Origin of the sequence: Streptomyces rhizosphaerihabitans (assembly GCF_025399795.1) — a bacterium.
GTDB classification, from domain to species: Bacteria; Actinomycetota; Actinomycetes; order Streptomycetales; family Streptomycetaceae; genus Streptomyces; species Streptomyces rhizosphaerihabitans.
Genome location: NZ_JAODTZ010000049.1, coordinates 63,752 through 86,162, shown reverse-complemented (window position 1 = coordinate 86,162; position 22,411 = coordinate 63,752). Strand labels below are relative to the sequence as shown.

At 71.5% G+C, this 22,411-nt stretch carries 16 protein-coding genes and 2 pseudogenes; 7 read left to right on the top strand and 11 right to left on the bottom strand.

The genetic code is table 11. The features are described 5' to 3' along the window. Nucleotides 1-489: 489 nt before the first annotated feature. A complete protein-coding gene (gene idi, locus N4G66_RS35390; RefSeq protein WP_261708392.1) occupies nucleotides 490-1,083 on the top strand; it encodes an isopentenyl-diphosphate Delta-isomerase in 594 nt (197 codons plus the stop codon). A 237-nt stretch (nucleotides 1,084-1,320) separates the two neighbouring features. On the opposite strand, the gene N4G66_RS35385 is transcribed toward idi, so the two are convergent. Next, nucleotides 1,321-1,821, bottom strand: a complete 501-nt coding sequence (locus tag N4G66_RS35385; protein WP_261708395.1) for an ATP-binding protein — start codon at nucleotides 1,819-1,821, stop codon at nucleotides 1,321-1,323. A 309-nt stretch (nucleotides 1,822-2,130) separates the two neighbouring features. On the opposite strand from N4G66_RS35385, the gene N4G66_RS35380 reads away from it, so the two are divergent. Then, nucleotides 2,131-2,874 carry an enoyl-CoA hydratase/isomerase family protein gene (locus tag N4G66_RS35380; protein ID WP_261708391.1) on the top strand — a complete coding sequence of 248 codons (744 nt, stop codon included), beginning with the start codon at nucleotides 2,131-2,133 and terminating at the stop codon, nucleotides 2,872-2,874. A gap of 296 nt (nucleotides 2,875-3,170) precedes the next feature. On the opposite strand, the gene N4G66_RS35375 is transcribed toward N4G66_RS35380, so the two are convergent. Next, entirely contained in the window at nucleotides 3,171-3,806 is a 636-nt protein-coding gene (locus N4G66_RS35375; protein WP_261708390.1) for a DJ-1/PfpI family protein, read from the bottom strand. Between the two features lie 411 nt (nucleotides 3,807-4,217). Further along, a complete protein-coding gene (locus N4G66_RS35370; protein ID WP_261708389.1) occupies nucleotides 4,218-5,171 on the bottom strand; it encodes a GlxA family transcriptional regulator in 954 nt (317 codons plus the stop codon). 112 nt (nucleotides 5,172-5,283) lie between these two features. Here N4G66_RS35370 and N4G66_RS35365 point away from each other — a divergent pair, with 112 nt between their 5' ends. Both N4G66_RS35365 and N4G66_RS35360 read left to right on the top strand, forming a co-directional pair. Continuing rightward, entirely contained in the window at nucleotides 5,284-6,150 is an 867-nt protein-coding gene (locus tag N4G66_RS35365; protein ID WP_261708388.1) for an SCO6745 family protein, read from the top strand. 154 nt (nucleotides 6,151-6,304) lie between these two features. Beyond that, nucleotides 6,305-8,701: a Tex family protein gene (locus N4G66_RS35360; protein ID WP_261708387.1), complete on the top strand. Its 2,397-nt coding sequence runs from the start codon at nucleotides 6,305-6,307 to the stop codon at nucleotides 8,699-8,701. Between the two features lie 227 nt (nucleotides 8,702-8,928). Here the strand turns inward: N4G66_RS35360 and N4G66_RS35355 are convergent, their stop codons facing one another. Together N4G66_RS35355 and N4G66_RS35350 are read right to left on the bottom strand one after the other, a co-directional pair. Then, the gene (locus N4G66_RS35355) at nucleotides 8,929-10,569 is read right to left on the bottom strand and encodes an ABC-F family ATP-binding cassette domain-containing protein (RefSeq protein WP_261708386.1); all 1,641 of its coding nucleotides are present in this window, start codon (nucleotides 10,567-10,569) and stop codon (nucleotides 8,929-8,931) included. Between the two features lie 461 nt (nucleotides 10,570-11,030). Continuing rightward, on the bottom strand, nucleotides 11,031-12,059 hold the full coding sequence (locus tag N4G66_RS35350; protein ID WP_261708385.1) for an oxidoreductase: 1,029 nt from the start codon (nucleotides 12,057-12,059) through the stop codon (nucleotides 11,031-11,033). Nucleotides 12,060-12,125: 66 nt separating this feature from the next. Here N4G66_RS35350 and N4G66_RS35345 point away from each other — a divergent pair, with 66 nt between their 5' ends. Beyond that, a complete protein-coding gene (locus tag N4G66_RS35345; protein ID WP_261708384.1) occupies nucleotides 12,126-13,088 on the top strand; it encodes an FAD-dependent oxidoreductase in 963 nt (320 codons plus the stop codon). A gap of 66 nt (nucleotides 13,089-13,154) precedes the next feature. Here the strand turns inward: N4G66_RS35345 and N4G66_RS35340 are convergent, their stop codons facing one another. After that, complete coding sequence (locus N4G66_RS35340; RefSeq protein ID WP_261708383.1) at nucleotides 13,155-15,110, bottom strand: Xaa-Pro dipeptidyl-peptidase; 1,956 nt, start codon at nucleotides 15,108-15,110, stop codon at nucleotides 13,155-13,157. A 183-nt stretch (nucleotides 15,111-15,293) separates the two neighbouring features. Between N4G66_RS35340 and N4G66_RS35335 the strand changes: the two genes are divergently transcribed. After that, nucleotides 15,294-16,793, top strand: coding sequence for a M1 family metallopeptidase (locus N4G66_RS35335; RefSeq protein WP_261708382.1), 1,500 nt, complete (start codon nucleotides 15,294-15,296; stop codon nucleotides 16,791-16,793). Nucleotides 16,794-17,028: 235 nt separating this feature from the next. Here the strand turns inward: N4G66_RS35335 and N4G66_RS35330 are convergent, their stop codons facing one another. The 4 genes and pseudogenes from N4G66_RS35330 to N4G66_RS35315 form a co-directional block, all read right to left on the bottom strand. Further along, nucleotides 17,029-17,952 (bottom strand): adenosine kinase, encoded by a 924-nt coding sequence (locus tag N4G66_RS35330; protein WP_261708381.1) that lies wholly within the window; start codon nucleotides 17,950-17,952, stop codon nucleotides 17,029-17,031. A 271-nt stretch (nucleotides 17,953-18,223) separates the two neighbouring features. Next, nucleotides 18,224-18,601, bottom strand: a pseudogene (locus N4G66_RS35325) (Appr-1-p processing protein); the annotation flags it as partial. 4 nt (nucleotides 18,602-18,605) lie between these two features. Continuing rightward, nucleotides 18,606-20,252, bottom strand: a complete 1,647-nt coding sequence (locus N4G66_RS35320; protein ID WP_261708380.1) for a transposase — start codon at nucleotides 20,250-20,252, stop codon at nucleotides 18,606-18,608. Nucleotides 20,253-20,425: 173 nt separating this feature from the next. Next, nucleotides 20,426-20,539, bottom strand: a pseudogene (locus N4G66_RS35315) (Appr-1-p processing protein); the annotation flags it as partial. 201 nt (nucleotides 20,540-20,740) lie between these two features. Here N4G66_RS35315 and N4G66_RS35310 point away from each other — a divergent pair. After that, nucleotides 20,741-21,439 carry a MerR family transcriptional regulator gene (locus tag N4G66_RS35310; protein ID WP_261708379.1) on the top strand — a complete coding sequence of 233 codons (699 nt, stop codon included), beginning with the start codon at nucleotides 20,741-20,743 and terminating at the stop codon, nucleotides 21,437-21,439. A gap of 63 nt (nucleotides 21,440-21,502) precedes the next feature. On the opposite strand, the gene N4G66_RS35305 is transcribed toward N4G66_RS35310, so the two are convergent. Further along, the gene (locus N4G66_RS35305; protein WP_261708378.1) at nucleotides 21,503-22,228 is read right to left on the bottom strand and encodes an SDR family NAD(P)-dependent oxidoreductase; all 726 of its coding nucleotides are present in this window, start codon (nucleotides 22,226-22,228) and stop codon (nucleotides 21,503-21,505) included. Nucleotides 22,229-22,411: the final 183 nt, after the last annotated feature.

Here is a 22,411-nt window from a genome sequence, read left to right as displayed (position 1 = left end):
ACCCCACCCAACGACCACCATCCGCAAAGGTCACCCTTTCGAGACAAGAACTCTCGTTCCCGCTTGCGCCCTTATGCGGACGAACGTCACCGGCACTCACCCATGCACGCCCAAACACCCTCACACGCAGTCAAAGGGCAGCAGTTGCCAACCCTCCCGGCGGCCGCGCCCGTGCCGGTGGCGTCCCGGTGACCTCGGCGGCGCCGGTGACCGGCCCGGCGGCCGCGCCGACGCGGGTGGCCGTCCGGAGCCGTGCCGCCGACCGGTCGCCCGAACACCTGTCCGCCCCCGGCCTCGACGATTCCGTGCCGACGGCGCCGGGCACCATCAGGTGTCCGGCCGCTTCGGGCCGCTTCCGGCGTCTGTCCCACGTCGGCCGCACTCCCCGCCCAGAGGTCACGGGGCGGGACATGCGGGAGCCGCGAAGTGCCGGGAGTGCCGGTTTCGTACGGCAGACTTGGGGCTTGAAGACCGATGCGAAGGATGGGTATGCCGATCACACCTGCCACCGCGACGCACAGTTCGTCGAACGGCACCGTTGAAGCGATCTTGCTGGAACTGGTCGACGAGGACGGCAACACGATCGGTACGGCGGAGAAGCTCGCGGCCCACCAGGCGCCGGGGCAGTTGCACAGAGCGTTCTCGGTGTTCCTCTTCGACGAACAGGGCCGGCTGCTGCTGCAGCAGCGCGCCCTCGGCAAGTACCACTCCCCGGGCGTCTGGTCGAACACCTGCTGCGGCCACCCCTACCCGGGCGAGGGCCCCTTCGCCGCGGCGGCCCGGCGGACGTACGAGGAGCTCGGGGTGTCGCCGACCCTGCTCGCCGAGGCGGGCACGGTCCGCTACAACCACCCGGACCCGGACTCGGGCCTGGTGGAGCAGGAGTACAACCACCTGTTCGTCGGGATGGTGCAGTCGGCGCTGCGGCCCGACCCGGAGGAGGTCGGCTCGACGGCCTTCGTGACCGCCGCCGAGCTGGCGGAGCGGCACGCGAAGGACCCCTTCTCGGCGTGGTTCATGACCGTGCTGGACGCGGCCCGTCCGGCGGTCCGGGAACTGACGGGTCCGTCCGCGGGCTGGTAGCCGGTCCGCCGAGGGCTGTCCCGTAGGGCCCAGTAGATCAGCGCGCGGTGCCGGATGTCGGGGCCCCTCCCACGCCTTTCGGACTGTGGGGGAGCATCCCGAGGCGGAGCGTCGTCCTCGTACTGGGCCTGTTCGGGCGATCCGGCACGCGGCGTGGGGGCCCCTGCTCGAAGAGCTTGGGGGAGTGCCGCGGCTGTCGTCGTGCGCCCGCCGGGGACGGGGATTACGGGACAGTCCTTACACGCCCGGAACGAGCGGCAGGGCGGCCCAGATCACCTTGCCGCCGTCCGCGGTGTGCTCGACGTCGCACCCTCCGCCGAACTCCCTGGTCACCTCACGCACCAACAGCAGGCCCCGGCCCCCGGTCTGCCCATGGTCGGCCTCAAGCGCCGTCGGACGGTAGGGGTGGTTGTCCTCGACGGACACCCGGACCCAGTCGGCGCCGACCGCGACCTCCACCGCGAGCATCGGCGACAGAAGTGCCGCGTGCTTGACGGCGTTCGTGACCAGTTCGGAGACGATCAACAGCAGTCCATGAACGACATCGCCCGAGACCGGCACCCCCTGGCGGACCAGCAGATCACGGACGGCGTGCCGCGCCTGCGGCACCGAGGCGTCGACGGCGGCGGCGGTGAACCGCCACACCCCCTCGTACGGCAGCGGTACCGGCGATCTGACGCCGGGAGTCGCGCCTGCGCCTTCGGGGCTCGGGTCGGACCCCCGCCCGAGGTTCTCCATCGTCCGGTCGCCACCCTTGCGCTCGATTGTCACCACACGTCGAGTGTTGGTAATGCGCCGGTCCGTACCGGTTGACTGAACAGAAGTCAGCAATTATCGACGATTTATGATCACTGCCGCACGGCACAGTCGGTTCTATGACAACTCCTGCTCCTTTTGCATCGACTTCCGAAACTATTCGGGTTGTACGGGTTTGCCCCTCGACTGACCCGATTCGTTCCCCCGCGGTTCCATCGCCCGCGAGAGGGCCCAAAACGGCCCGAGACCATGATCACGATCCGGCCGGCGGGTGCGGATAGCATCCGGCGTATGGAGCCGCAGCTGTTGCATCACGTCGGCGACGGGGTCGCCACCGTCGTCATCCATCACCCCGCCAAGCGGAACGCCATGACGACGCGGATGTGGCGGGCGCTGCCGCCTCTGCTGGACGAGTTGGGCGTTCGCACCGATGTGCACGCGCTCGTGCTCACCGGCGAGGGCGGCACGTTCTGCGCCGGGGCCGACATCTCGACGCTGCGTGAGTCCTCGGACGAGGCCCAGGGCCTCGCCGTGCTCGCCGAGGAGGCCCTCGCCGCGTTCCCGAAGCCGACGCTGGCCGTGATTCGCGGCTACTGCGTGGGCGGCGGTTCCCAGCTCGCCGCCGCCTGCGATCTGCGATTCGCACAGGAGGGATCGTTGTTCGGGGTGACTCCGGCGAAACTCGGCATCGTCTATCCGGCCTCCTCCACACGGAGGTTGACGGCACTGGTGGGTCCGTCCACCGCCAAGTACCTGCTCTTCTCCGGCGAGTTGATCGACACTGAACGCGCGCTGCGCACCGGCCTGGTGGACGAGGTGCTGCCCGAGGGCGAACTCGACAAGCGGGTCTCGGAGTTCACCCGCGTCCTGGCCGCGCGCTCCCTGCTGACGCAGGCGGCCGCGAAGGAGTTCACGAACGGGTACACCGACCGTGACGCGTACTGGGCGGACCAGGCACGCCGCGGCGGCGACACCGCGGAGGGGGTCGCCGCCTTCCTGGAGCGCAGACAGCCGCATTTCACGTGGACCCCGTGAGATCCCGTCCCCCGCTGAAGGGGTGTGACACCGGCGGTCTCGGCGGCTAGGGCCTGTCGTTTGGATCAGGTCGCAGGGAATCCCGGTGGCCGATGAGTGCCGGTGAGCGGGGTCTGGTGCGTGCGGCTGCAAGGCGGAGGAGGGAGTCGACGCGATGGGGGTCCCCCCGTTCGAGCGAAGCCGAGAGTGGGGGAGTCGGCGAGTGACGACAACGCCGCTGAGGGTCCCCCTGCTCGAAGAGCTTGAGGGAGTGCGTGCCAGACCCCGCGCCTGTGGCCTGATCCAAACGACAGGCCCTAGGTGAGCAGGAAACGGCTCTTGCTCCGGAACTCCTCGACGAGGTGCGCGGGTGCCTTGTCCGGGGAGCCGGCGTCGTAGGGCGGCTGCGGGTCGTACTCGGTCAGCAGCTGGACGGCCTGGGCGTGCTCGTCTCCGGCGATCCGGCCGAGCAGGGTGAGCCCCATGTCGATGCCGGAGGAGACTCCGGCCGCGGTCACGTACTTGCCGTCGAACACGACCCGCTCCCCCGTCGGCTCGGCGCCGAACCGCTCCAGTTGGTCGAGGGCGAGCCAGTGGGAGGTGGCCCGGCGTCCGTCCAGTAGCCCCGCCGCGGCGAGCAGCAGGGAGCCGGTGCACACCGAGGTCGTCCAGACGCTGGTGGCGTCCGCGGCCCGCAGCCAGTCGAGGAGGACCCGGTTGTCCATCTGGGCACTCTGGCCCGGCCCTCCCGGTACCACCACGATGTCCGGGTGCGGCACCTCCGCGAGGCTCTTGTCCGCGGTCAGCGCGAGCCGGCCGGTGTCGGAACGGACCGGTCCGGTGCGCTCGCCGACGAAGACGGTGTCCGCGTCCGGCAGGCGGCCGAGCGTCTCGTACGGGCCGACGGCGTCCAGGGCGGTGAAGCGGTCGTAGAGGACGATGGCGATCTGCATCGGGTTCCTTTCGGCGCAGGGGCACGGTGCGGGCCCCCGAGTGACCGGGCGGCGGGAGTCGTGGCGGACGGGGTGACCATCGGTGGGAGTCGCGGCGGACAGCGTGCCCGCCTGCGGGAGTCATGGCGGGCGGGGTGCCCGTCGGCGGGAGTCGTGGCGGGCGAGGCGCCCTCTCATGGAAGCCTCGGCGGACGGTGAGCCCGTCCGGGTGAGTCGCGGCGGGGGGTGCTCGTCGGTGGGAGTCGGCCGCCGGGACAGGGGACGCGCGGGCCGGCCTTCCGGGGCCGCCCGTGAGAGTGAAACGGCTCGGTACCGGCCTGCGGGACGACGAACGCGGGGCGAAGCGGCCGGACCGCGCGGGGCAGTGGGTGGATCCGCCCCGCACGCGGGCGCGAAGGGTGGAGTGGGCTGTCAGCCCGTGAGGGCGGGCCGGAAGCGGCGCCGGTACTCCGCGGGCGCCGAGCCGAGGATCTTTATGAAGGCACGGCGCATGGCTTCGGGCGTTCCGTAGCCACAGGTGCGGGAGATCTCCTCGATGCCGTCGCCGGTGTCCTCCAGGAGTCTGCGGGCGTGTTCGAGACGGACCCGCTCGACGTACCGGCCGGGCGTCGTGCCCGTCTCGGTCTGGAAGGCGCGGGCGAAGTGACGGGGCGAGAGCCGGGCGCGGGCCGCGAGCGACTCGACGCTCAGGTCGTCGCCCGGATGCTCGGAGATCCACTGCTGGACCTCGCGCAGCGGTTCGCGCTGCGCGGTCTGGGCGGCGAGCTGGGCGCTGAACTGCGCCTGGTTGCCCGGGCGCCGGAGGAAGACGACGAGGTGGCGGGCGATGGTGAGGGCGGCGTCGCGGCCCAGGTCCTCCTCCACGAGGGCGAGGGCCAGGTCGATGCCGGAGGTGACGCCGGCCGAGGTGGACACGTTGCCGTCGCGGACGTAGATGGGGTCGGGATCGACCGTGACCGCCGGGTGGTCGTGGGCGAGCTGGTCGCAGTAGGCCCAGTGGGTGGTCGCTCGGCGGCCGTCGAGCAGGCCCGCCGCCGCGAGGAGTGCGGCGCCGGTGCACACCGACACCAGACGCTCGGCGCGCGGACCGCGGGCGCGCAGCCAGCCGATCAGGAGGGGATCCGGGCGCCGGGTTCCGCTGCCGCCGGGAACCAGCAGGATGTGCGTGTCCAGCGCGTCGGTGAGCGTCCCGTCCGGGACCAGGACAAGGCCGCTGGAGGAGCGCACCGGGGCGCCGTCCAGGGAGGCCGTGCGTATGCGGTACGAGCCGCCACGGTAGGTCTCGGCGCCCGCGAACACCTCCAGGGGGCCGGTGACGTCGAGGCTCTGCACACCGTCGAAGAGGACGATCAGGACCGTTCGCATGTCTCGATTCTCGACCGGCGTGCTCATGGCCGCAATGACGTGGACCCCACCTTTCCTGCCATCGCGGGTCTCACCGTTCACGGCATACCAACCAGTCGGTAATGTGCGGGGTATGACTCCCCAACTGCCGGAGCGCGCCGGGCGGCGCTGCCACAACGTCCTCAACCCGCTGCACTCGACGCACTACTTCTCGCCCGATCTGGGCCGTGAGCTGGCCGCGGTCGGCATCGAGAACGACCGGACCGCGTACTTCGCCGTGCGGGCCGCCGCGATGGGCGCCGTCGGCGCGGGCACGGTGACGGCGACGTTCTTCAACTTCCGGCACGAACTGGTGGCCCAGCATGTGCCCGCCGTCTGGCGGACGGCCTCTCCGGAGACGGTGCTCACGGCACGCGTGCGTGCGGTGGACGCGACGCTCAGGCGGCTGCTCGGCGAGGACGTCATCGCCTCCAAGGAGGTGGCCGAGGCCGCGGAGCTCGCCCTGCGCGCGGCCGAGGCCTGCGGCTCGACCGCCCGCCCGCTGTACGCGGCGCACGCGGACCTCCCCGTCCCCGAGGCACCGCACCTGGCGCTCTGGCACGCCGCCACCCTGCTGCGCGAGCACCGCGGCGACGGTCACCTCGCCGCGCTGCTCGACGCGGAGCTCGACCCGGTGGAGGCCCTGGTGAGCCACACCGCGACCGGAAAGGGCATGGCCCCCCGGTGGGTACTGGGCACGCGCGGCTGGTCCCGGCAGGACTGGGAGGCGGCGTCCGGGCGGCTGCGCGAGCGCGGGCTGCTCGACGCGGACGGCGAGCTGACGCCGGCCGGTACGGCCCTGCGCCAGGACATCGAGACCCGGACGGACCGCCTCGACCGCGCCCCCTACGAGCACCTGGGCGCCGCCGGGGTGGAGCGCCTCACCGAGATCGCGAAGGGCCTGCTGATGACGGCGTTCGCCGCCGGCGCGTTCCCGGAGGGAATGATCGGAAAGGACTGAGGAGTCCGGACCGCTCCCGGCTCCGCGAGCCGGGAGCGCGAAACGGTCCCGTCCCGCGGCACGCGACCCGGTCGAGTGCCGCCCTGAGCCCCCGTTGTCGGTGTCACCTGCCACAATTGCCGCGCAACCTCAGTGGAGAAGGCGGTACGGGATCGTGACGACACCCCTCGTAGGGTCCATCGAAGGCAGGATCGCCGAGGAACTCGGCGTACGGGAGCGGCAGGTCAAGGCCGCCGTCGACTTGCTCGACGGCGGTTCGACGGTGCCCTTCATCGCCCGCTACCGCAAGGAAGCGACCGAGATGCTCGACGATGCGCAGCTGCGCACCCTCGAGGAGCGGCTGCGCTATCTGCGGGAGCTGGAGGACCGGCGGGCCGCGATCCTCGACTCGGTGCGTGAGCAGGGCAAGCTCAGTGCGGAGCTCGAGGCGCAGATCAGGGCCGCCGAGACGAAGGCGCGCCTTGAGGACATCTATCTGCCCTTCAAGCCCAAGCGGCGCACCAAGGCGCAGATCGCGCGCGAGGCGGGTCTCGAGCCGCTGGCCGAGGGCCTGCTCGGCGATCCGTCGGTCGACCCGCTCGCCGCGGCGGCGGCCTTCGTCGACGCCGACAAGGGCGTCGCCGACCCGCAGGCCGCCCTGGACGGCGCCCGGTCGATCCTCACCGAGCGGTTCTCCGAGGACGCCGACCTGATCGGCGAGCTGCGCGAGCGCATGTGGGTGCGCGGGCGGCTCGCCGCCAAGGTGCGCGAGGGCAAGGAGGAGGCCGGCGCCAAGTTCGCCGACTACTTCGACTTCGCCGAGCCCTTCAAGGCGCTGCCCTCGCACCGGATCCTCGCCATGCTGCGCGGCGAGAAGGAGGACGTCCTCGATCTCGTCCTGGAGCCGGAGGAGCCCACCGAGGGGCCTTCGTCGTACGAGGGGATCGTCGCCCACCGCTTCGGGATCGCCGACCGCGGCCGCCCCGGCGACAAGTGGCTCACGGACACCGCCCGTTGGGCCTGGCGCACCCGCATTCTCGTGCACCTCGGCATCGACATGCGCCTGAGGCTGCGCACCGCCGCCGAGGACGAGGCGGTGAACGTCTTCGCGGCGAACCTGCGGGACCTGCTGCTCGCCGCCCCCGCGGGCACGCGCGCGACACTGGGCCTGGACCCCGGTTTCCGTACGGGTGTGAAGGTCGCCGTCGTCGACGCGACCGGCAAGGTCGTCGCCACGGACGTGATCTACCCGCACGTCCCGGCCAACAAGTGGGACGAGGCCATCGCCAAGCTCGCCCGGCTCTCCAAGGAGCACGCGGTCGACCTGATCGCGATCGGCAACGGCACCGCCTCGCGCGAGACCGACAAGCTCGCCGGTGAGCTCATCACCAAGCACCCGGAGCTGAACCTCACCAAGGTGATGGTGTCGGAGGCGGGCGCGTCGGTGTACTCGGCGTCCGCGTTCGCCTCCCAGGAACTGCCCGACATGGACGTGTCGCTGCGCGGCGCCGTCTCCATCGCGCGCCGGCTCCAGGACCCGCTGGCCGAGCTGGTGAAGATCGACCCGAAGTCGATCGGTGTCGGGCAGTACCAGCACGACCTGTCCGAGGTGAAGCTGTCCCGCTCGCTGGACGCGGTGGTCGAGGACTGTGTGAACGGCGTGGGCGTGGACGTGAACACCGCCTCCGCCCCGCTGCTGGCCCGGGTCTCCGGCATCACCTCAGGGCTCGCGGAGAACATCGTGGCGCACCGCGACGCCAACGGCCCCTTCACCTCCCGTACGGCTCTCAAAGCTGTGGCCCGGCTCGGCCCCAAGGCGTACGAGCAGTGCGCGGGCTTCCTGCGGATCCGGGGCGGCAGCGACCCGCTGGACGCGTCCAGCGTGCACCCCGAGGCGTACCCCGTGGTGCGGCGGATGGTGAAGACGGCGGGCAGCGAGGTCGCGTCGCTGGTCGGCAACACGAGTGTGCTGCGCTCGCTGAAGCCGACCGACTTCGTCGACGAGACCTTCGGTCTGCCGACCGTCACGGACATCCTCCGTGAGCTGGAGAAGCCGGGACGCGACCCGCGGCCCGCCTTCAAGACGGCCACCTTCAAGGACGGAGTGGAGAAGATCTCCGACGTGGTGTCCGGGATGGTCCTGGAGGGGGTCGTCACGAACGTGGCCGCGTTCGGCGCCTTCGTGGACATCGGCGTGCACCAGGACGGGCTCGTGCACGTCTCCGCGATGTCCAAGACCTTCGTCAAGGACCCGCGGGACGTCGTGAAGTCCGGCGACATCGTCAAGGTGAAGGTCCTGGAGATCGACATCCCGCGCAAGCGGATCTCGCTGACGCTCCGGCTGGACGACGAGGCGGCGGCCCCGGAGGCCGAGGCCGGCGGTCGTCCCCAGCGGGGCGGGCGGCCGCCTCAGCAGCGTGGCCAGCAGCGACAGGGCCGCGGCGGCGGTGCGGGCGCGGGCGGTGGCGCCGGGGGCGGCTCCCGGCAGGCTCCACCGCCGGCGAACAGCGCCATGGCGGACGCGCTGCGGCGCGCGGGTCTGACGGACCCCAAGCGGGGCGGCCGGGGCTGACACAGCAGGGGTCGCTCCCCTCGGCGAAAGCCGACGGGAGCGGCTGCCCTCTCTGAAAGCTTGCGGAAGCGGCTGCCCTCGGTGAGAGCCCATGGGAGCGACTGCCCTCGGTGAAAGCTTGCGGTGGTGCCGCTCCTCGGGCGAGCCCACGGAGGCGGCGCCGACCTCGCCGAAAGCCCGCGAAGGGGCGGCTGCCCGCAACGGCAGCCGCCCCTTCGCGGTTCGTCTCAGCGCTCTGTCACCTTGCCGTCCGCCACTTCCAGGCGGCGGGTCGTGCGGACCGCGTCCAGCATGCGACGGTCGTGGGTGACCAGCAGAAGCGTGCCCTCGTAGGAGTCCAGGGCCGATTCCAGCTGCTCGATGGCCTGGAGGTCGAGGTGGTTGGTCGGCTCGTCCAGGACCAGCAGGTTGACGCCCCGGCCCTGGAGGAGAGCCAGCGCGGAGCGGGTGCGTTCTCCCGGGGAGAGGGTGGCCGCCGGGCGCAGGACGTGGTCCGCCTTCAGGCCGAACTTGGCCAGCAGGGTGCGGACCTCGGCGGGTTCCGTGTCCGGGACGGCCGCGCCGAACGCGTCCATCAGTGACTCGGGGCCGTGGAAGAGCTTGCGGGCCTGGTCGACCTCGCCGACGATCACGCCGGAACCGAGGGTGGCGTGCCCGGCGGACAGCGGGACCCGGCCGAGCAGCGCGCCCAGCAGGGTCGACTTGCCGGCGCCGTTCGCGCCGGTGACGGCCACCCGGTCCGCCCAGTCGATCTGGAGGGTCGCCGGACCGAAGGTGAAGCCACCGCGCAGCACCTCCGCGTCCCGCAGAGTGGCGACGACCGCGCCCGATCGCGGGGCCGCCGCGATCTCCATGCGCAGCTCCCACTCCTTGCGCGGCTCCTCGACGACGTCCAGCCGCTCGATCATGCGCTGCGTCTGCCGGGCCTTCGAGGCCTGCTTCTCGCTGGCCTCGCTGCGGAACTTGCGGCCGATCTTGTCGTTGTCGTTGTTCGCCTTGCGCCGCGCGTTCTTGACGCCCTTGTCCATCCAGCCCCGCTGCATCTGGGCCCGGCCTTCGAGTGCGGACCGCTTGTCGGCGTACTCCTCGAAGTCGTCGCGGGCGTGTCTGCGGGCCGTGTCGCGCTCTTCGAGATAGGCCTCGTAGCCACCGCCGTACAGCGTGATCTGCTGCTGCACGAGGTCGAGTTCGAGGACCTTGGTGACCGTGCGGGTGAGGAACTCGCGGTCGTGGCTGACGACGACGGTCCCGGCGCGCAGACCGGAGACGAAGCGCTCGAGGCGCTCCAGACCGTCCAGGTCGAGGTCGTTGGTCGGCTCGTCGAGCAGGAAGACGTCGTAGCGGGAGAGGAGCAGGGAGGCGAGTCCGGCGCGGGCCGCCTGGCCGCCGGACAGGGACGTCATCAGCTGGTCGAGTCCGACGCCGAGCCCCAGGGAGTCGGCGACCTCCTCGGCACGCTCGTCGAGGTCGGCGCCGCCGAGGTCGAGCCAGCGCTCCAGGCTGTTCGCGTACGCGTCGTCCGCGCCCGGCGCTCCGTCGACGAGGGCCTGCGTCGCCTCGTCCATGATCCGCTGGGCCTCGTCGACACCTGTACGGCGTGCGAGGAAGTCCCGTACGGTCTCGCCCTCCCGGCGCTCCGGCTCCTGGGGCAGGTGCCCGACGGTCGCGGACGGCGGCGAGAGCCGCAGCTCGCCCTCCTCCGGAGCGAGGAGGCCGGCGAGCAGCCGCAGCAGCGTGGACTTGCCCGCGCCGTTGGCGCCGACGAGTCCGATCACGTCGCCGGGGGCGACGACGAGGTCGAGTCCGGCGAAGAGCGCGCGGTCGCCGTGTCCGGCGGTGAGATTCTTGGCGACGAGAGTGGCAGTCATCAGGGAGCCGATTTTAACGGCCCGCCGGGTCACCCCGCGCCGCCGATCCCCGGGGCCCGCCGCACCCTCGACCGCCGGGTTGTCCCCGGCTCCCCCGACCGCCGGTCCCGCCGATCCACCGACCATCAAGGCCACGGATCCCCGACCACCAGGCCCCCGATCCACCGACCACCAAGCCCACAGCCCCCCGACCGCCAGGCCCCGATCCACTGACCACCGGCCCGCCCCCTCGGACCGCCGGGCGTGTCACTCCCCTGGAACACTCCCCCAGGAACCAGGCCCACGGAGTGCCGGACGGCCGATCCCGTTGGCCCTCGGCCAGCCATGACATCCGCTCCCCCGGTACCGGGCCCGCGGCTTGCCGGAGAGCCGGGCCCGCTGCTCACGCGACCACCGTGCCAACCGGTTGCCGGACTGTCGGAACCGCCGCTCGCCGGACCGCCGGTTCGTCGGTTCGTCGTTCAGTGCGGCATCGCCGCCACCAGCACGCTCCCGGATGTCCGGGCCACGATGAACGACTCTCCCTTCACCGCCCTGGCCGCCAGCGGGATCCGGTGGTGGCCGGGCTCCAGGGTTCCGTCGAACACGTCGTGCGCGTGCGTGCGCGAGAGGCGGTCCAGGCGGTAGGCGGTCAGCCGGACCCGGCAGGTGGAGGTGATCTCGACTCCGGCCTCGTCGTCGGCGGCGACCAGGCGGGTGAGCCGGCGCAGCTCCTGGGGGCTGCGGTCCAGGGCGTGCTCGATCTGCGCGACCAGCAGCGGAACGATGGGGGCGAGGCCCTCGACATGGGCGACGTCGACGCCCGCGCCGCGGAACGACTCCCTTACGGCCGCCCGTTCCACCTCGGGGACGGCCCGGCCGAACACCACCGCGCCGTAGGTGCGCAGTTCACCCGCCGCGACCCCCGCGACCTCCGCGGCGTCGCGGGCGACGTCGGCGCCGATACCGACGGCGCGCAGGGCGGCGGCCGGCTTCGCGAGGAGGGCGCCCCGGGCTCCGATCAGCAGGACGCGGCGGCGGGAGCCCGCGTCGCCGTCGAGCAGGGAGTTCAGCGCGCTGCGGTATTCGGGGCCGTGGAAGCGGAAGGGCCCTGTGCCGTGGTAGCCGTTGCGTTCCACGTCGGCCCGCTCACCGGTCTGCCAGGCGAAGTCCCGCCAGACGTAGTCGTCGCCGTCCCTCTCGATCAGCGCGGTGACGGCACCGCACTCGATGCTCTCGCACTCGGGACAGCCGTAGATGACGTATCTGCCCCCGTCGAGCGGGGCGTCGGCCTCCAGGAGAAGGCAGCGCACCTGCGCGGTGAAGATCGCGGGCGGTACGTCGGAGGCGAGCGGGGACACCGCGTCGAGATCGGAGAGCTGGAACAGCAGCGGGCGTCCGTCGACGATGAAGTCGAGGAAGTCCCGGTGCACTTGGTAGTCACCGTTGGCGAGGATTCCACCGGCACGCATCGCCGGTGCCAGGCCGAACGTGGCGTACTCGGCAGACATAGTGTGAGTATCCCCGGACGGAGAGTGACACGACCACGGCATGACATATTCCGCTAACGTCCCGGCATGGAGAAGCCCGGGGGCAGCGATGTGATCGTGGTCGGCAGCGGAGTCGTCGGCCTGACGACGGCCGTGGTGCTGGCCGAGGCCGGCAGGCGGGTCCGGGTGTGGACGCGGGAGCCCGCCGAGCGGACCACCTCGGCGGTTGCGGGGGCGCTGTGGTGGCCGTACCGCATCGAGCCGAAGGCGCTCGCCCGCGCGTGGGCGCTCGTGTCCCTCTCCGTGTACGAGGAGTTGGCGTCGCGGCCCGAGGAGAGTGGCGTACGCCTGGTCGAGGGGGTCATGGGCGAGACGCGGCTGGACGAGCTGGGGTCGTGGGCGGCCCGGGTGCCCGGACTTCGCGCGGCGACGGCCAGGGAGTATCCGGGGACCGCGTTGCGGGCGCGGCTGCCGTTGATCGACATGCCCGCGCATCTGCGCCATCTGCGTGAGCGGTTCCTGCGGGCGGGCGGGACGGTCGAGGAGCGTACGGTGACGGACCTCGCGGAGCCGGACGCGCCGGTCGTCGTGAACTGCTCGGGCCTCGGCGCCCGCGACCTCGTGCCGGATCCGGCCGTACGGCCTGTGCGCGGGCAGCTCGTGCTCGTCGAGAACCCCGGAATCCATGAGTGGCTCGTCTCGACGGATCCGGCGGCGGGGACGACCACGTATGTCTTCCCGCAGCCGGACCGGCTGGTCCTGGGCGGCACCACGGACGACGACGACTGGTCGCAGGTCCCCGACCCGAAGGTGGCGGCGGAGATCGTCGGGCGGTGCGCGGCACTGCGCCCCCAGATCGCCGGGGCGCGCGTGCTCGGCCATCGGGTGGGGCTGCGGCCGGTGCGCGACACGGTCCGGCTGGAACGCGAAGTCCTGCCGGACGGAAGGGTGTTGGTGCACAACTACGGGCACGGGGGTGCCGGCGTCACCGTGGCGTGGGGTTGCGCGCGGGAGGCGGCCGAACTCGCCGGTCCGACCGCCTCCGTCTGATCGAAGGGGCTCAGCGGATCTCCGGTGGCCCCCCGATCGGAGACTCTCCGGTCTGAGGCTCTCCGGTCAGCGGCTTTCCCCCGGGACGCGCGTGGTGCGGGGGTCGCGTACTCCGTCGAGGACGGACGTGGCCGGGGCCGCCGTGGAACCCGCCGTCGCCCGCGAGAACGCTTCGGCTCCGCCCACCAGGGGGACACGGGCCGAGGTGCGGGACAGGTCGAGGGTCAGGGTCGGCGTGGTGGAGGGAGGGTCGATGAGATCCTTGTCGGTGCCCGCGACGATCAGCGCGAGCCGGTGGCCCTTCGGGACGACGTGGTCGGTGGCCGCCAGGTCCAGCGTGATGGTGTACGCCGTGCCCGGAGTGAGCGGCACGCCCTGGTCCGAGGCGTGGTTGCCGAGGTCGGCCCAGCCGCGGCTGAGGACCGTGTAACCGACGTCGGTCCTGGCCGCCTCGGCCACCTTGTAGCAGGAGCTGTCGCCGGCCGTGCTCGCGCCCCAGCAGGTGCGGTCGGTGAGTGTGGCGATGCCCTCGCCGGAGCCGGCGTAGTCGCGGATGGTGTCCGGACCGAGGTCGACGAGTACGGCCGAGAGATGGGCCGTCGAGGTGGTCGGCGTGGCGGTGACGGTCACCTTGGAGGAGCCGGAGAGCCGCAGGTCGTGGGTGAGCGGTCCGGTGGCGAAGCCGGCCTTGTCGGGGGTCGGCCGGTCGATGTGCGCGGCCCAGTCGGTCTCGCTCAGCCGCGGGTCGTCGGTGAAGGTCTCGGTTCCGGACCTGCCGTGGAGTCCGAGGATGCCGACGCCCGGCTGCGCGCCGGTGCCCGGACGCAGGGTCGTGGTACTGGTGGTGCGGGGCGGCCAGACCGCCGAGGTGGCCCACTGGTCGGGGTGGCGTTCGATGTCGGCCATGGGCTCGTGGTCGATGCCGTTGTCGTAGCCGAGGAGTTCGTGGTCGAACCAGCGGTGCAGGGTGTCGACCCAGGCGGCGCGGCGGAAGTCGAAGGGGTCGACATGACCGGTCTGGGAGAGCCAGATCTTGCGCTCGACACCGTGCTTGGAGAGCGCGTCCCACCACTGGCCGAAGTTCTTGGTGCGGACGTTGAGGTCCTGCATGCCGTGGACGAGGAAGACGCTGGCCTTCACCTTCCCGGCGTCCTTGACGTAGTCGCGCTCGGTCCACAGCGACGTCCAGTCGCCGGTGCGCGGCGCCTCGTCGACCAGCTTCCGCTGGGCGGCCGCGCACTTGGTGCGGGCGTCGGGGCTGTCGACGTAGTCGGAGAGCCAGTCGGGGCCGGAGTCGTAGAGCGGGGCGCCCTTGGCGAAGTAGTAGTCGTACCAGGAGGAGATGGCACTGATCGGCACGATGGTCTTCAGACCCTTGACGCCAGTGGCGGCTACGCCGTTGGCGATGGTGCCGTCCCAGCTCTTGCCGATCATGCCGGTCCTGCCGTTGGTCCAGCCGGCCCTGGCCGTCGCGGCGCCGGTGCGGGTGGTGTAGCCCTTGGCACGGCCGTTCAGCCAGTCGACGACCGCCTTGGCGGACTGGATGTCGGAGCGGCCGCCCACGTCGACGCAGCCGTCGGAGCGGTTGGTGCCGGCGAGGTCGACGCCGACGAAGGCGTAGCCGCGCGGCACGAAGTAGTTGTCGTAGAACAGCGGCATCTGGACGACGTGGCCGTTCGCGTCGTACGTCTTCTTCTGGCTCTCGTTGCCGCGCCCGCAGCAGGAGTAGTACGGGCTCGCGTCCATGATCACGGGGATCTTGCGGCCCTGCCGGGCGAGTTCGCGGGGCCGGACGATGTCGACGGCGACGCGGTCGTTCTTCCCGTCGCTGTCGCCGTCGAGGCCGGTGTCGACCCAGACGGACTCACGGATCGCGTTCTCGTACGAATAGACCGGGGCGCTCTCCCGCGGGGCGCCGTGTGCGGCGACCGGGGCGAGGAAGGCGGCCATCAGGGCGGCAACGGCCGCCGTCGCGAGCGATCTCCAGGTCATGAAGCGCGTGCGGCGCACTGGTATCGGCATGCGTCGGAACGTACCCCGGTCAACTCCCGTACAAAAGAGGGTAGATGAAAGGCCTGTGGGGCTGGATGACTCATGTCGGCCGAATGGCGATCGTGTGACAGGGGTGCCCGTGGACATGACTGGGGCCACCGGGACTGAATAGGCTCCGGACCGACTTCACGCCCCCACGACTTGGAGCTTGACGTGCACCGCAGACTCATCGCCCCGGGCGCCCTCGCCGCCTCCTTACTGCTGGCGATCCCGGCATCGGCGGCCGACTACACACCGGGAGCACCGGGCATCGGCGACCCCTACTACCCGGCCTACGGCAACGGCGGATACGACGTCTCGCACTACGACCTGCGGCTCACCTACCAGCCGCGGACGGACGAACTGGAGGGCACGGCCACCCTCCTGGCGACCACCACGCAGGACCTGTCCCGGTTCGATCTGGACTTTCTGCTCGATGTGAGCGAGGTCCGGGTCAACGGCGCGAAGGCGTCGTTCGCCACCTCGGGCCAGCACGAGCTGGAGATCACTCCGGCCAGACAACTGGCCAAGGGCACGCCGATCACCGTCGTGGTCCGCTACAGCGGGGTGCCGTCCACGAAGAGCGCGTACGGCTTCTCGACCTGGCACCGCACCCCGGACGGGGCGGTCGCGGCGGACGAGCCCGAATCGGCGTGGTGGTGGTACCCGAGCAACGACCACCCGCTCGACAAGGCGACGTACGACGTGTCGGTGGCCGTCCCGGACGGCACCCAGGCGATCTCCAACGGCACACTGCAGTCGACGAGTTCACGGCTGGGCTGGACCCGCTACAACTGGAGGTCCAACAAGCCGCAGGCCACGTATCTGACCACGCTCGCGGTCGGGAAGTTCGACATCACGACCAGCACGTCCGAGGGCGGCGTCCCGGTCGTCAACGCCTACAGCAAGGACCTCGGCGACAACGACGGGGCGGCACGCGCCAGTGTCGAGCGGACAGGGGAACTGGTCGACTGGCTGAGCGGCTACTTCGGGCCGTATCCCTTCAGCTCCGCCGGCGGATACGTCCCCAACACCACCACCGGGTACGCGCTGGAGACCCAGACCCGGGTGTACTACAGCCCCAAGCAGTTCGCGAACGGCTCCAACACCTCCGTGGTCGTGCACGAGTTGGCGCACCAGTGGTACGGCGACGACGTGTCGCTGAAGGGCTGGAAGGACATCTGGATCAACGAGGGATTCGCGCGCTACGCGCAGTGGCTGTGGTCGGAACACGAGGGTGAGGGCACCGCGCAGGAGCTCGCGGACTACGTGTACGCCTCGCATCCGGCGGACGACACCTTCTGGACGGTGGCGCCCGGCGACCCGGGGCCGGACAACCAGTTCGACATCGCGGTCTACGACCGGGGCGCGCTGGCGGTGCAGGCACTGCGCAACCAGGTCGGGGACGATGCCTTCTTCGCCATTCTGAAGGGGTGGCCGAAGGAACACGCGTACGGGAACGCGTCGGTCGGCGACTTCCAGAAGTACGCGGAGCAGGTGTCCGGCACGTCGCTCGCGGCGCTCTTCGACACCTGGCTGTTCCAGCCGTCGAAGCCGACGGCGCCCGCGGCGCGGAGCGCGGGAGTCGCCCCCGCCCCGGCGGCGAAGGGTGTCGCGGCCCGGCCGAAGTCGTGGAAGAAGATCGCCGCCACTGACGCGGTGCACTCCGGCTGAGGCGCCGGGCCCCCGTCCTTCGGGGCCTTGCCCGCCCGCCGGTGCCCGTCCGTCCCCGGGGACGGACGGGCACCGGCCGGGAGAGGGCGAGTACCGCCCGGGCGACGGGCGGGAGCAGGCGGCGGCTCGGACACCGGCTGCGCGCTGGTGACAAGTGGGCGTCAGCCGCGAGCAACCGACGGGCGGGCGTTGGCCGTTGGCGCCGTCAGCTGACGGCCGACGGCTGACGGGTGGTTCAGTGGCGGGTGGCTTTCTCGTCCAACTCGGCTACCTGGGACAGGAGTTCGTCGCGGCTGATGGCGTCGGCCCGGGTCGCGGGCACGGTGCAGGCGTAGGCGCCGGCCACCGCGCCGTACAGGGCGCAGCGCCGGACCGGTTCGCCGGTCAGCCGGCCGTAGAGGAAGCCCGCGGCGAAGGAGTCCCCGGCGCCGTTCGAGTCGACGACGGGCGTACGGGGCGGGACCGCCGGGACGTGGGTCAGTTCGCCGTCGGTCAGCAGGTACGCGCCCTCGGCGCCGGCCGTGGCGACGACCACCTCGGCCCGGCCCCGTTCCACGATCCGCCGCATGGTGCGCTCGGGGTCGGCGAGGGCGGTGGTGGACACGAACACGACGTCGGCGGCGTAGGCGAACGGCTCGTGGTAGGGGTTCTCGCCGTCCCAGTTGTGCAGGTCGGTCGACAGGGTCACCCCGGCCTCCCGCAGGGCCTGCAGGGCGAAGGCGCACGGGTAGGTGATGGAGACATGGGCATGCCGGCTCGCCGCGGCCAGGTCCCGTACCGTCTTCTCGGGCAGCCGGTCCCCTTCGCGCGAGCGGCTGTCGTCGTACAGGGACAGCCTGCGCCCGTCGGGGCCGACGAGATTGACCGCGCGCTTGGTGCCCGCGGGCTGGGGCACCTCGGTGAGCGCGATGCCCCGGTCGCGGTGCAGGGCTCGCACGAGGTCGCCCTCGGGGTCGTCGCCGAGCATGTCGAGGTGGTGCGTGCGCAGGCCGAGCTCGTGCAGGCCCAGCGCGACGAAGTCACCGGTCTGCCCGGCACGGCTCTCGATGCCTGGACGGATCATGTAGCTGTCGGCGTAGGGAAGCGGCAGCTCGGGGACGTGGACGATGGTGTCCACACCCGCACCGCCCAGGACGAGGACGTCGATGTCGCGGCTCATGACTCTCCCTCTCGGACGCGAGCAGCGAGTCAAGCAGTCCCCGACGGCCACGGCAAGGAGTTGCAGAAACTTTCGCAAGTCGCTTCTTGCGCACGCCGATCGGCACCGGCGGCCGGGCTGACGTGAACCGGTCTCGTCCGGCCGGTCTCGTCGAGCCGGTCTCGTCGAGCCGGTCTCGTCGCCCCTGCCTCGTCGTGCCGGTCACCCCGTGGCGGGACGCGCGCCGGGTCGACAGCAGCCCGCCCGGAGCACCGCTGTGTCGCCACACCGGTCAGCCCCCGTGGTCGTACACCGTCACCGCCAGGCCGCGGCGCACCAGCCGCTCGGCGACGAGGGGTTCCACGCGTGACCAGTCGCCGCCGGCCAGACCGCACCCGATGCGTGGCATGTGTACGGACGCGCCGAGTTCGACGGCCTTGTCGGCGAGCAGTCCGAGTGAGGCGTCGATGGCCTCGTAGCGCACGGGCACGCCCTTGCTGCCGGGGCGTATCCCCCGCTGGCCCACCAGGTTCGCCACCCACACATACGGCTCGACCTGGACGAACTGGGCGGCTCCCAGGCCGAAGTCGTTGCCCGCGCGGCCGCGGTGCCAGGCGCGGTACGCGGCCTCCGGCTCCGGCCAGCGGCGGGAGAGGGCCAGCACGAAACCGTTCCTAGAGACTGAGCGGTAGTGGGTCCTGTTGCCAGGACTCGTGCTCGGCCGAACGCCCCGGACGGTGTTGGGCGTTCTGGTTGCCCGCGTTCGCTCCGCGTCCGGGCGGCACGGATCGTGTCCGTGGTCCGGGGATGCGGGGGCGGGTTTCCTCACGTCCCGGGGTGGCCGGTCGGGCCTGGACGGTCCGATGCCCGTACCCATCGCTCTGGTGGGTACGGGGCGGTGCCGTCCGTCGCCGGATCGGATGCCCCAGGGCGCGCCTTCCGATCGCGATGCTGGCTGCATCGTGCCGGGTGGTGGTGCGTCTGCTGGTGGTGAGGGGTTTTTGCCAGTGCTGGGCGCCCCACTTCGAGGTGTAGGCGGGGTCGACCGCGACCAGCGGGATGCCGAGTTCGGTGGCCATCGACACCAGGCGGGCGCGGAGCCGGGCGACGGGCATGCCGGAGATCAGCTGGCGGAACTTCTTGTGGCGGCCGTGTTTCTCCCGGCTGGTCTCGGCGGTGAAGTCGAGGTCCTCGACGGCGATCGCCAGGCGGTGGCGGGTGGCCCAGTGCAGCAGGCGGGTCAGCGCGTGGCGTACCTGGGCGTCGCGGTGCTGCGTGGTGCCGGACAGGTCGTAGTCGAAGCGACGCGGGACGCCGACCGGATTGCCGTGCACATCCAGCCGCCAGGCCGCCAGGTGATCGGCATTGGTGTCCACACCGATCAGGCCACCGGCCCGGATGGCGGTCAGGGGCACGATGGGGGCGGGTGGGATGGTCCAGGAGGCGGTCAGGTACCAGCGGTTGCGCTGGACGTCTTCGTGGATGCGGTAGGCCACCGCCCGGTTCGCCCCGACCCGATCCCGCCACATTTCGCCCCGGTGCGCGAATGCGACGCGGGCGGTGAGGACGTAACGGCCGTGCGGGGCGTTGGCGAGGTGGGCGAGCGGGGCCGGGAGCCTGATGCTCACCTGCCCGTCGGGGCTGATGCGGATGGTCTCGTTGCCGTACCGCTTCCCGCTCTCGCCGTCCGCCCGCAGGAAACGGCGCGACGCTTCCCACCGGGCTCGCCATTCCGGCTCGGTGAGCTGGGCCTCTTCCAGGTGGTGGCGGGTGTTCAGCAGCCGTTTTCCGCCCCGCACCACCCGCACCCGCCCGGCCGCCCAGTCGGCCCTGGCGGCAGCCAGCCGGTCCTCCAACACCCGCAGCCGACGCGTCTTGGCATGCCACTCCCGCCGACTGCGATAACCACCAGCCGCCCGCTTCGAACCCTTCTCCCCGAGCGGCAATGACAGCCGGTGCCGGATCGTGTTCACCCCGGCCTCGAGCTGCCGGATGTGCGCGGCCTGGCCGCGCCGGGCCAGCGCCCACAGGTCATGCGTGGCCTTCGTCAACGCTCCCGCCCACCGCGACGACGACAGCCCGGTCAGCACCCGCTTGCGCGACGCCCACGCCTCGTTGTCGTGCTCCAGACCGGCCGCACACCGCGCCTTCAGGTCCCCCGATGCCAGCGAACCCAGATGGTCACCGACCAGCCGCAGCACCGTCTCGTCCCCGACCGTCAGGGCCTTGAGCCGGTCCCGGACCGCCACACCCGACGGACCGGGCACCACGAACGACGCCCCCACCACCCGCAACCCGCCCGCACCACCCAACCCGCTCACCCCCGACCCGAACACCCCGCGAACATCCCCTCACCCCACCCAACGACCACCATCCGCAAAGGTCACCCTTTCGAGACAAGAACACTCGTTCCTACTTGCGCCCTTATGCGGATGAACGTCGTCGACACTCACCCATGCACGCCAGAACACCCTCACGCGCAGTCAAAGGGCAGCAGTTGCCAACCCTTTCCCCAGCCCCCGATGTCATTGCAGACGTGCGCGATCACCTTGACGCCCTTGACCGACGGAACGGTGGCATCACCCCGGGTGTACGTGATCTCCGACATGACACCACCCTAGAAGCCGCCACCGACAACGGCCGCCGCCGCTGTCCTGGGTGCCGATGACCCGCGAGCCGTTCCTCGCCGGGCCGGACCGCCGTCGCGCGGAAGCTTTCACAACACTGGTGGGACAGCAATACTGTTGCACCGCGCCGCCACCCGTCGCCATGGGCGCGCGCCGCACGACGCGAGAGGCGAGGACCTGGCATGACGACGGACACCGAGGAGCCGACTCTCACGGTCGACGAGCTGGCCGCGCGGGCGGGCGTCACGGTCCGTACGGTCCGCTTCTACAGCGCCCGGGGCCTGCTGCCGCCGCCCGTCATCGGCCCCCGTCGCGTGGGCCACTACAGCCAGGAGCATCTGGCCCGGCTCGCGCTCATCGAGGAGTTGCAGCACCAGGGCATGACACTGGCCGCGATCGAGCGGCATCTGACGCAGTTGCCGCCAGGTCTGAGCGCGCACGACCTCGCCATCCACCGTGCCGTGGTGGCCTCCTGGGCGCCCGACGCGATGGAGGACGTGACCCGGGAGGAGCTGGAGCGCCGGGCCGGGCGCACGCTCGGCGACGCGGACCTGGAGCGGCTCGCCGCGATGAGCGTCATCGAGCGGACAGGGGACTCCGTCCGGCTGGACCCCGGGCTGCTGAAGCTCGGCCTGGAGCTCCTGGACGTACCGATCGCGGACGAGACGATCCTCGCCGCGCGGACGGTCCTGCTGGACCACTCGCGCGCGGCGGCCCACGAACTGTCCGTCCTGCTGCGCGACGCCGTGGGTGAACGGGAGTCCGTGGCGGCGGTGAAGTCGCTGTCGGCGCACATGCAGCCGCTGGTCGTGCAGGCGCTTCTCACCGCGTTCCAGCGCTCGTTGAAGGACGAGCTGCGGGAGTGGCTCAAGGAATCCTGATCCGGGGCCGGCTCTCCCGCCGGGGGCCGGGGCACGGCCGGGCCCGCCCGACGGTACCGGCGCTCACAAGTAGGCCGATCCGCCTGCCACGTTGAGGGTCTGGCCGGTCAGGAACCCGCTGCCCTCGTCGACCACGTAGAGGAGGGTGGAGACGAGGTCGCGCGGCCGCTGGGTGTGCGGCACGGCCTGCTGGGCGCGGACGCGCTCGAAGCCGCCGTCCGCGCCGACTGTCCGTTCGGCGGTGGCGGTGCGCACCATGCTCGGCGCTATCGCGTTGACGGTGATGTCGTACGGTCCGAGCGCCGAAGCCAACGTCCGCGTGAGGCCGATCAGTCCGGCCTTCGAGGAGACGTACGCGACCATCGTGGGCGGTGCCGTGAGGACGGCCGCGGACGTGATGTTCACGATCCGGCCCCAGCCCGCCGCCTTCAGATACGGCAGTACGGCACGGGCCATCAGGAACGGCGCCTCCAGGTTGACACGCATGACCCGCCGCCACTCCTCGGGCGTGGTGTCCTCGAAGGCCGACTCCGGGTATACACCGGCATTGTTGACGAGCACGTGCAGGGTCCCGAACCGCTCGATGACGTGCTCCAGCGCCGACGCGATCTGCGCCTCGTCTGTGACGTCGGCAATCAACTCCACATAGTCCAGTACGCGTTTCGCCGTCTCGGGCTGCGGAACCAGGTCCAGGCCCGCGACCCGGTAGCCGTGCCCGGCGAGCGCCACGGCGAACTCCTGCCCGAGGCCCTGTGCCGCTCCGGTCACCAGTGCGGTACGTGTCTCCATGCGCCGAGTGTGAGGAGCCGCCGGGCACCGGGCAAGAGCGCGTTCCACTCGCCGGAACCGTGCCGGGCCGAAGCGCCCCCTCCGTGCCCGAACCGTGCTGGGCAGAGGCGCATTCCACTTGCCGGAACGGCCCTGTTGCCGCGGGCGTTCGCCGGGCCCACGCTGCGGGGCGACCCGCCCAGC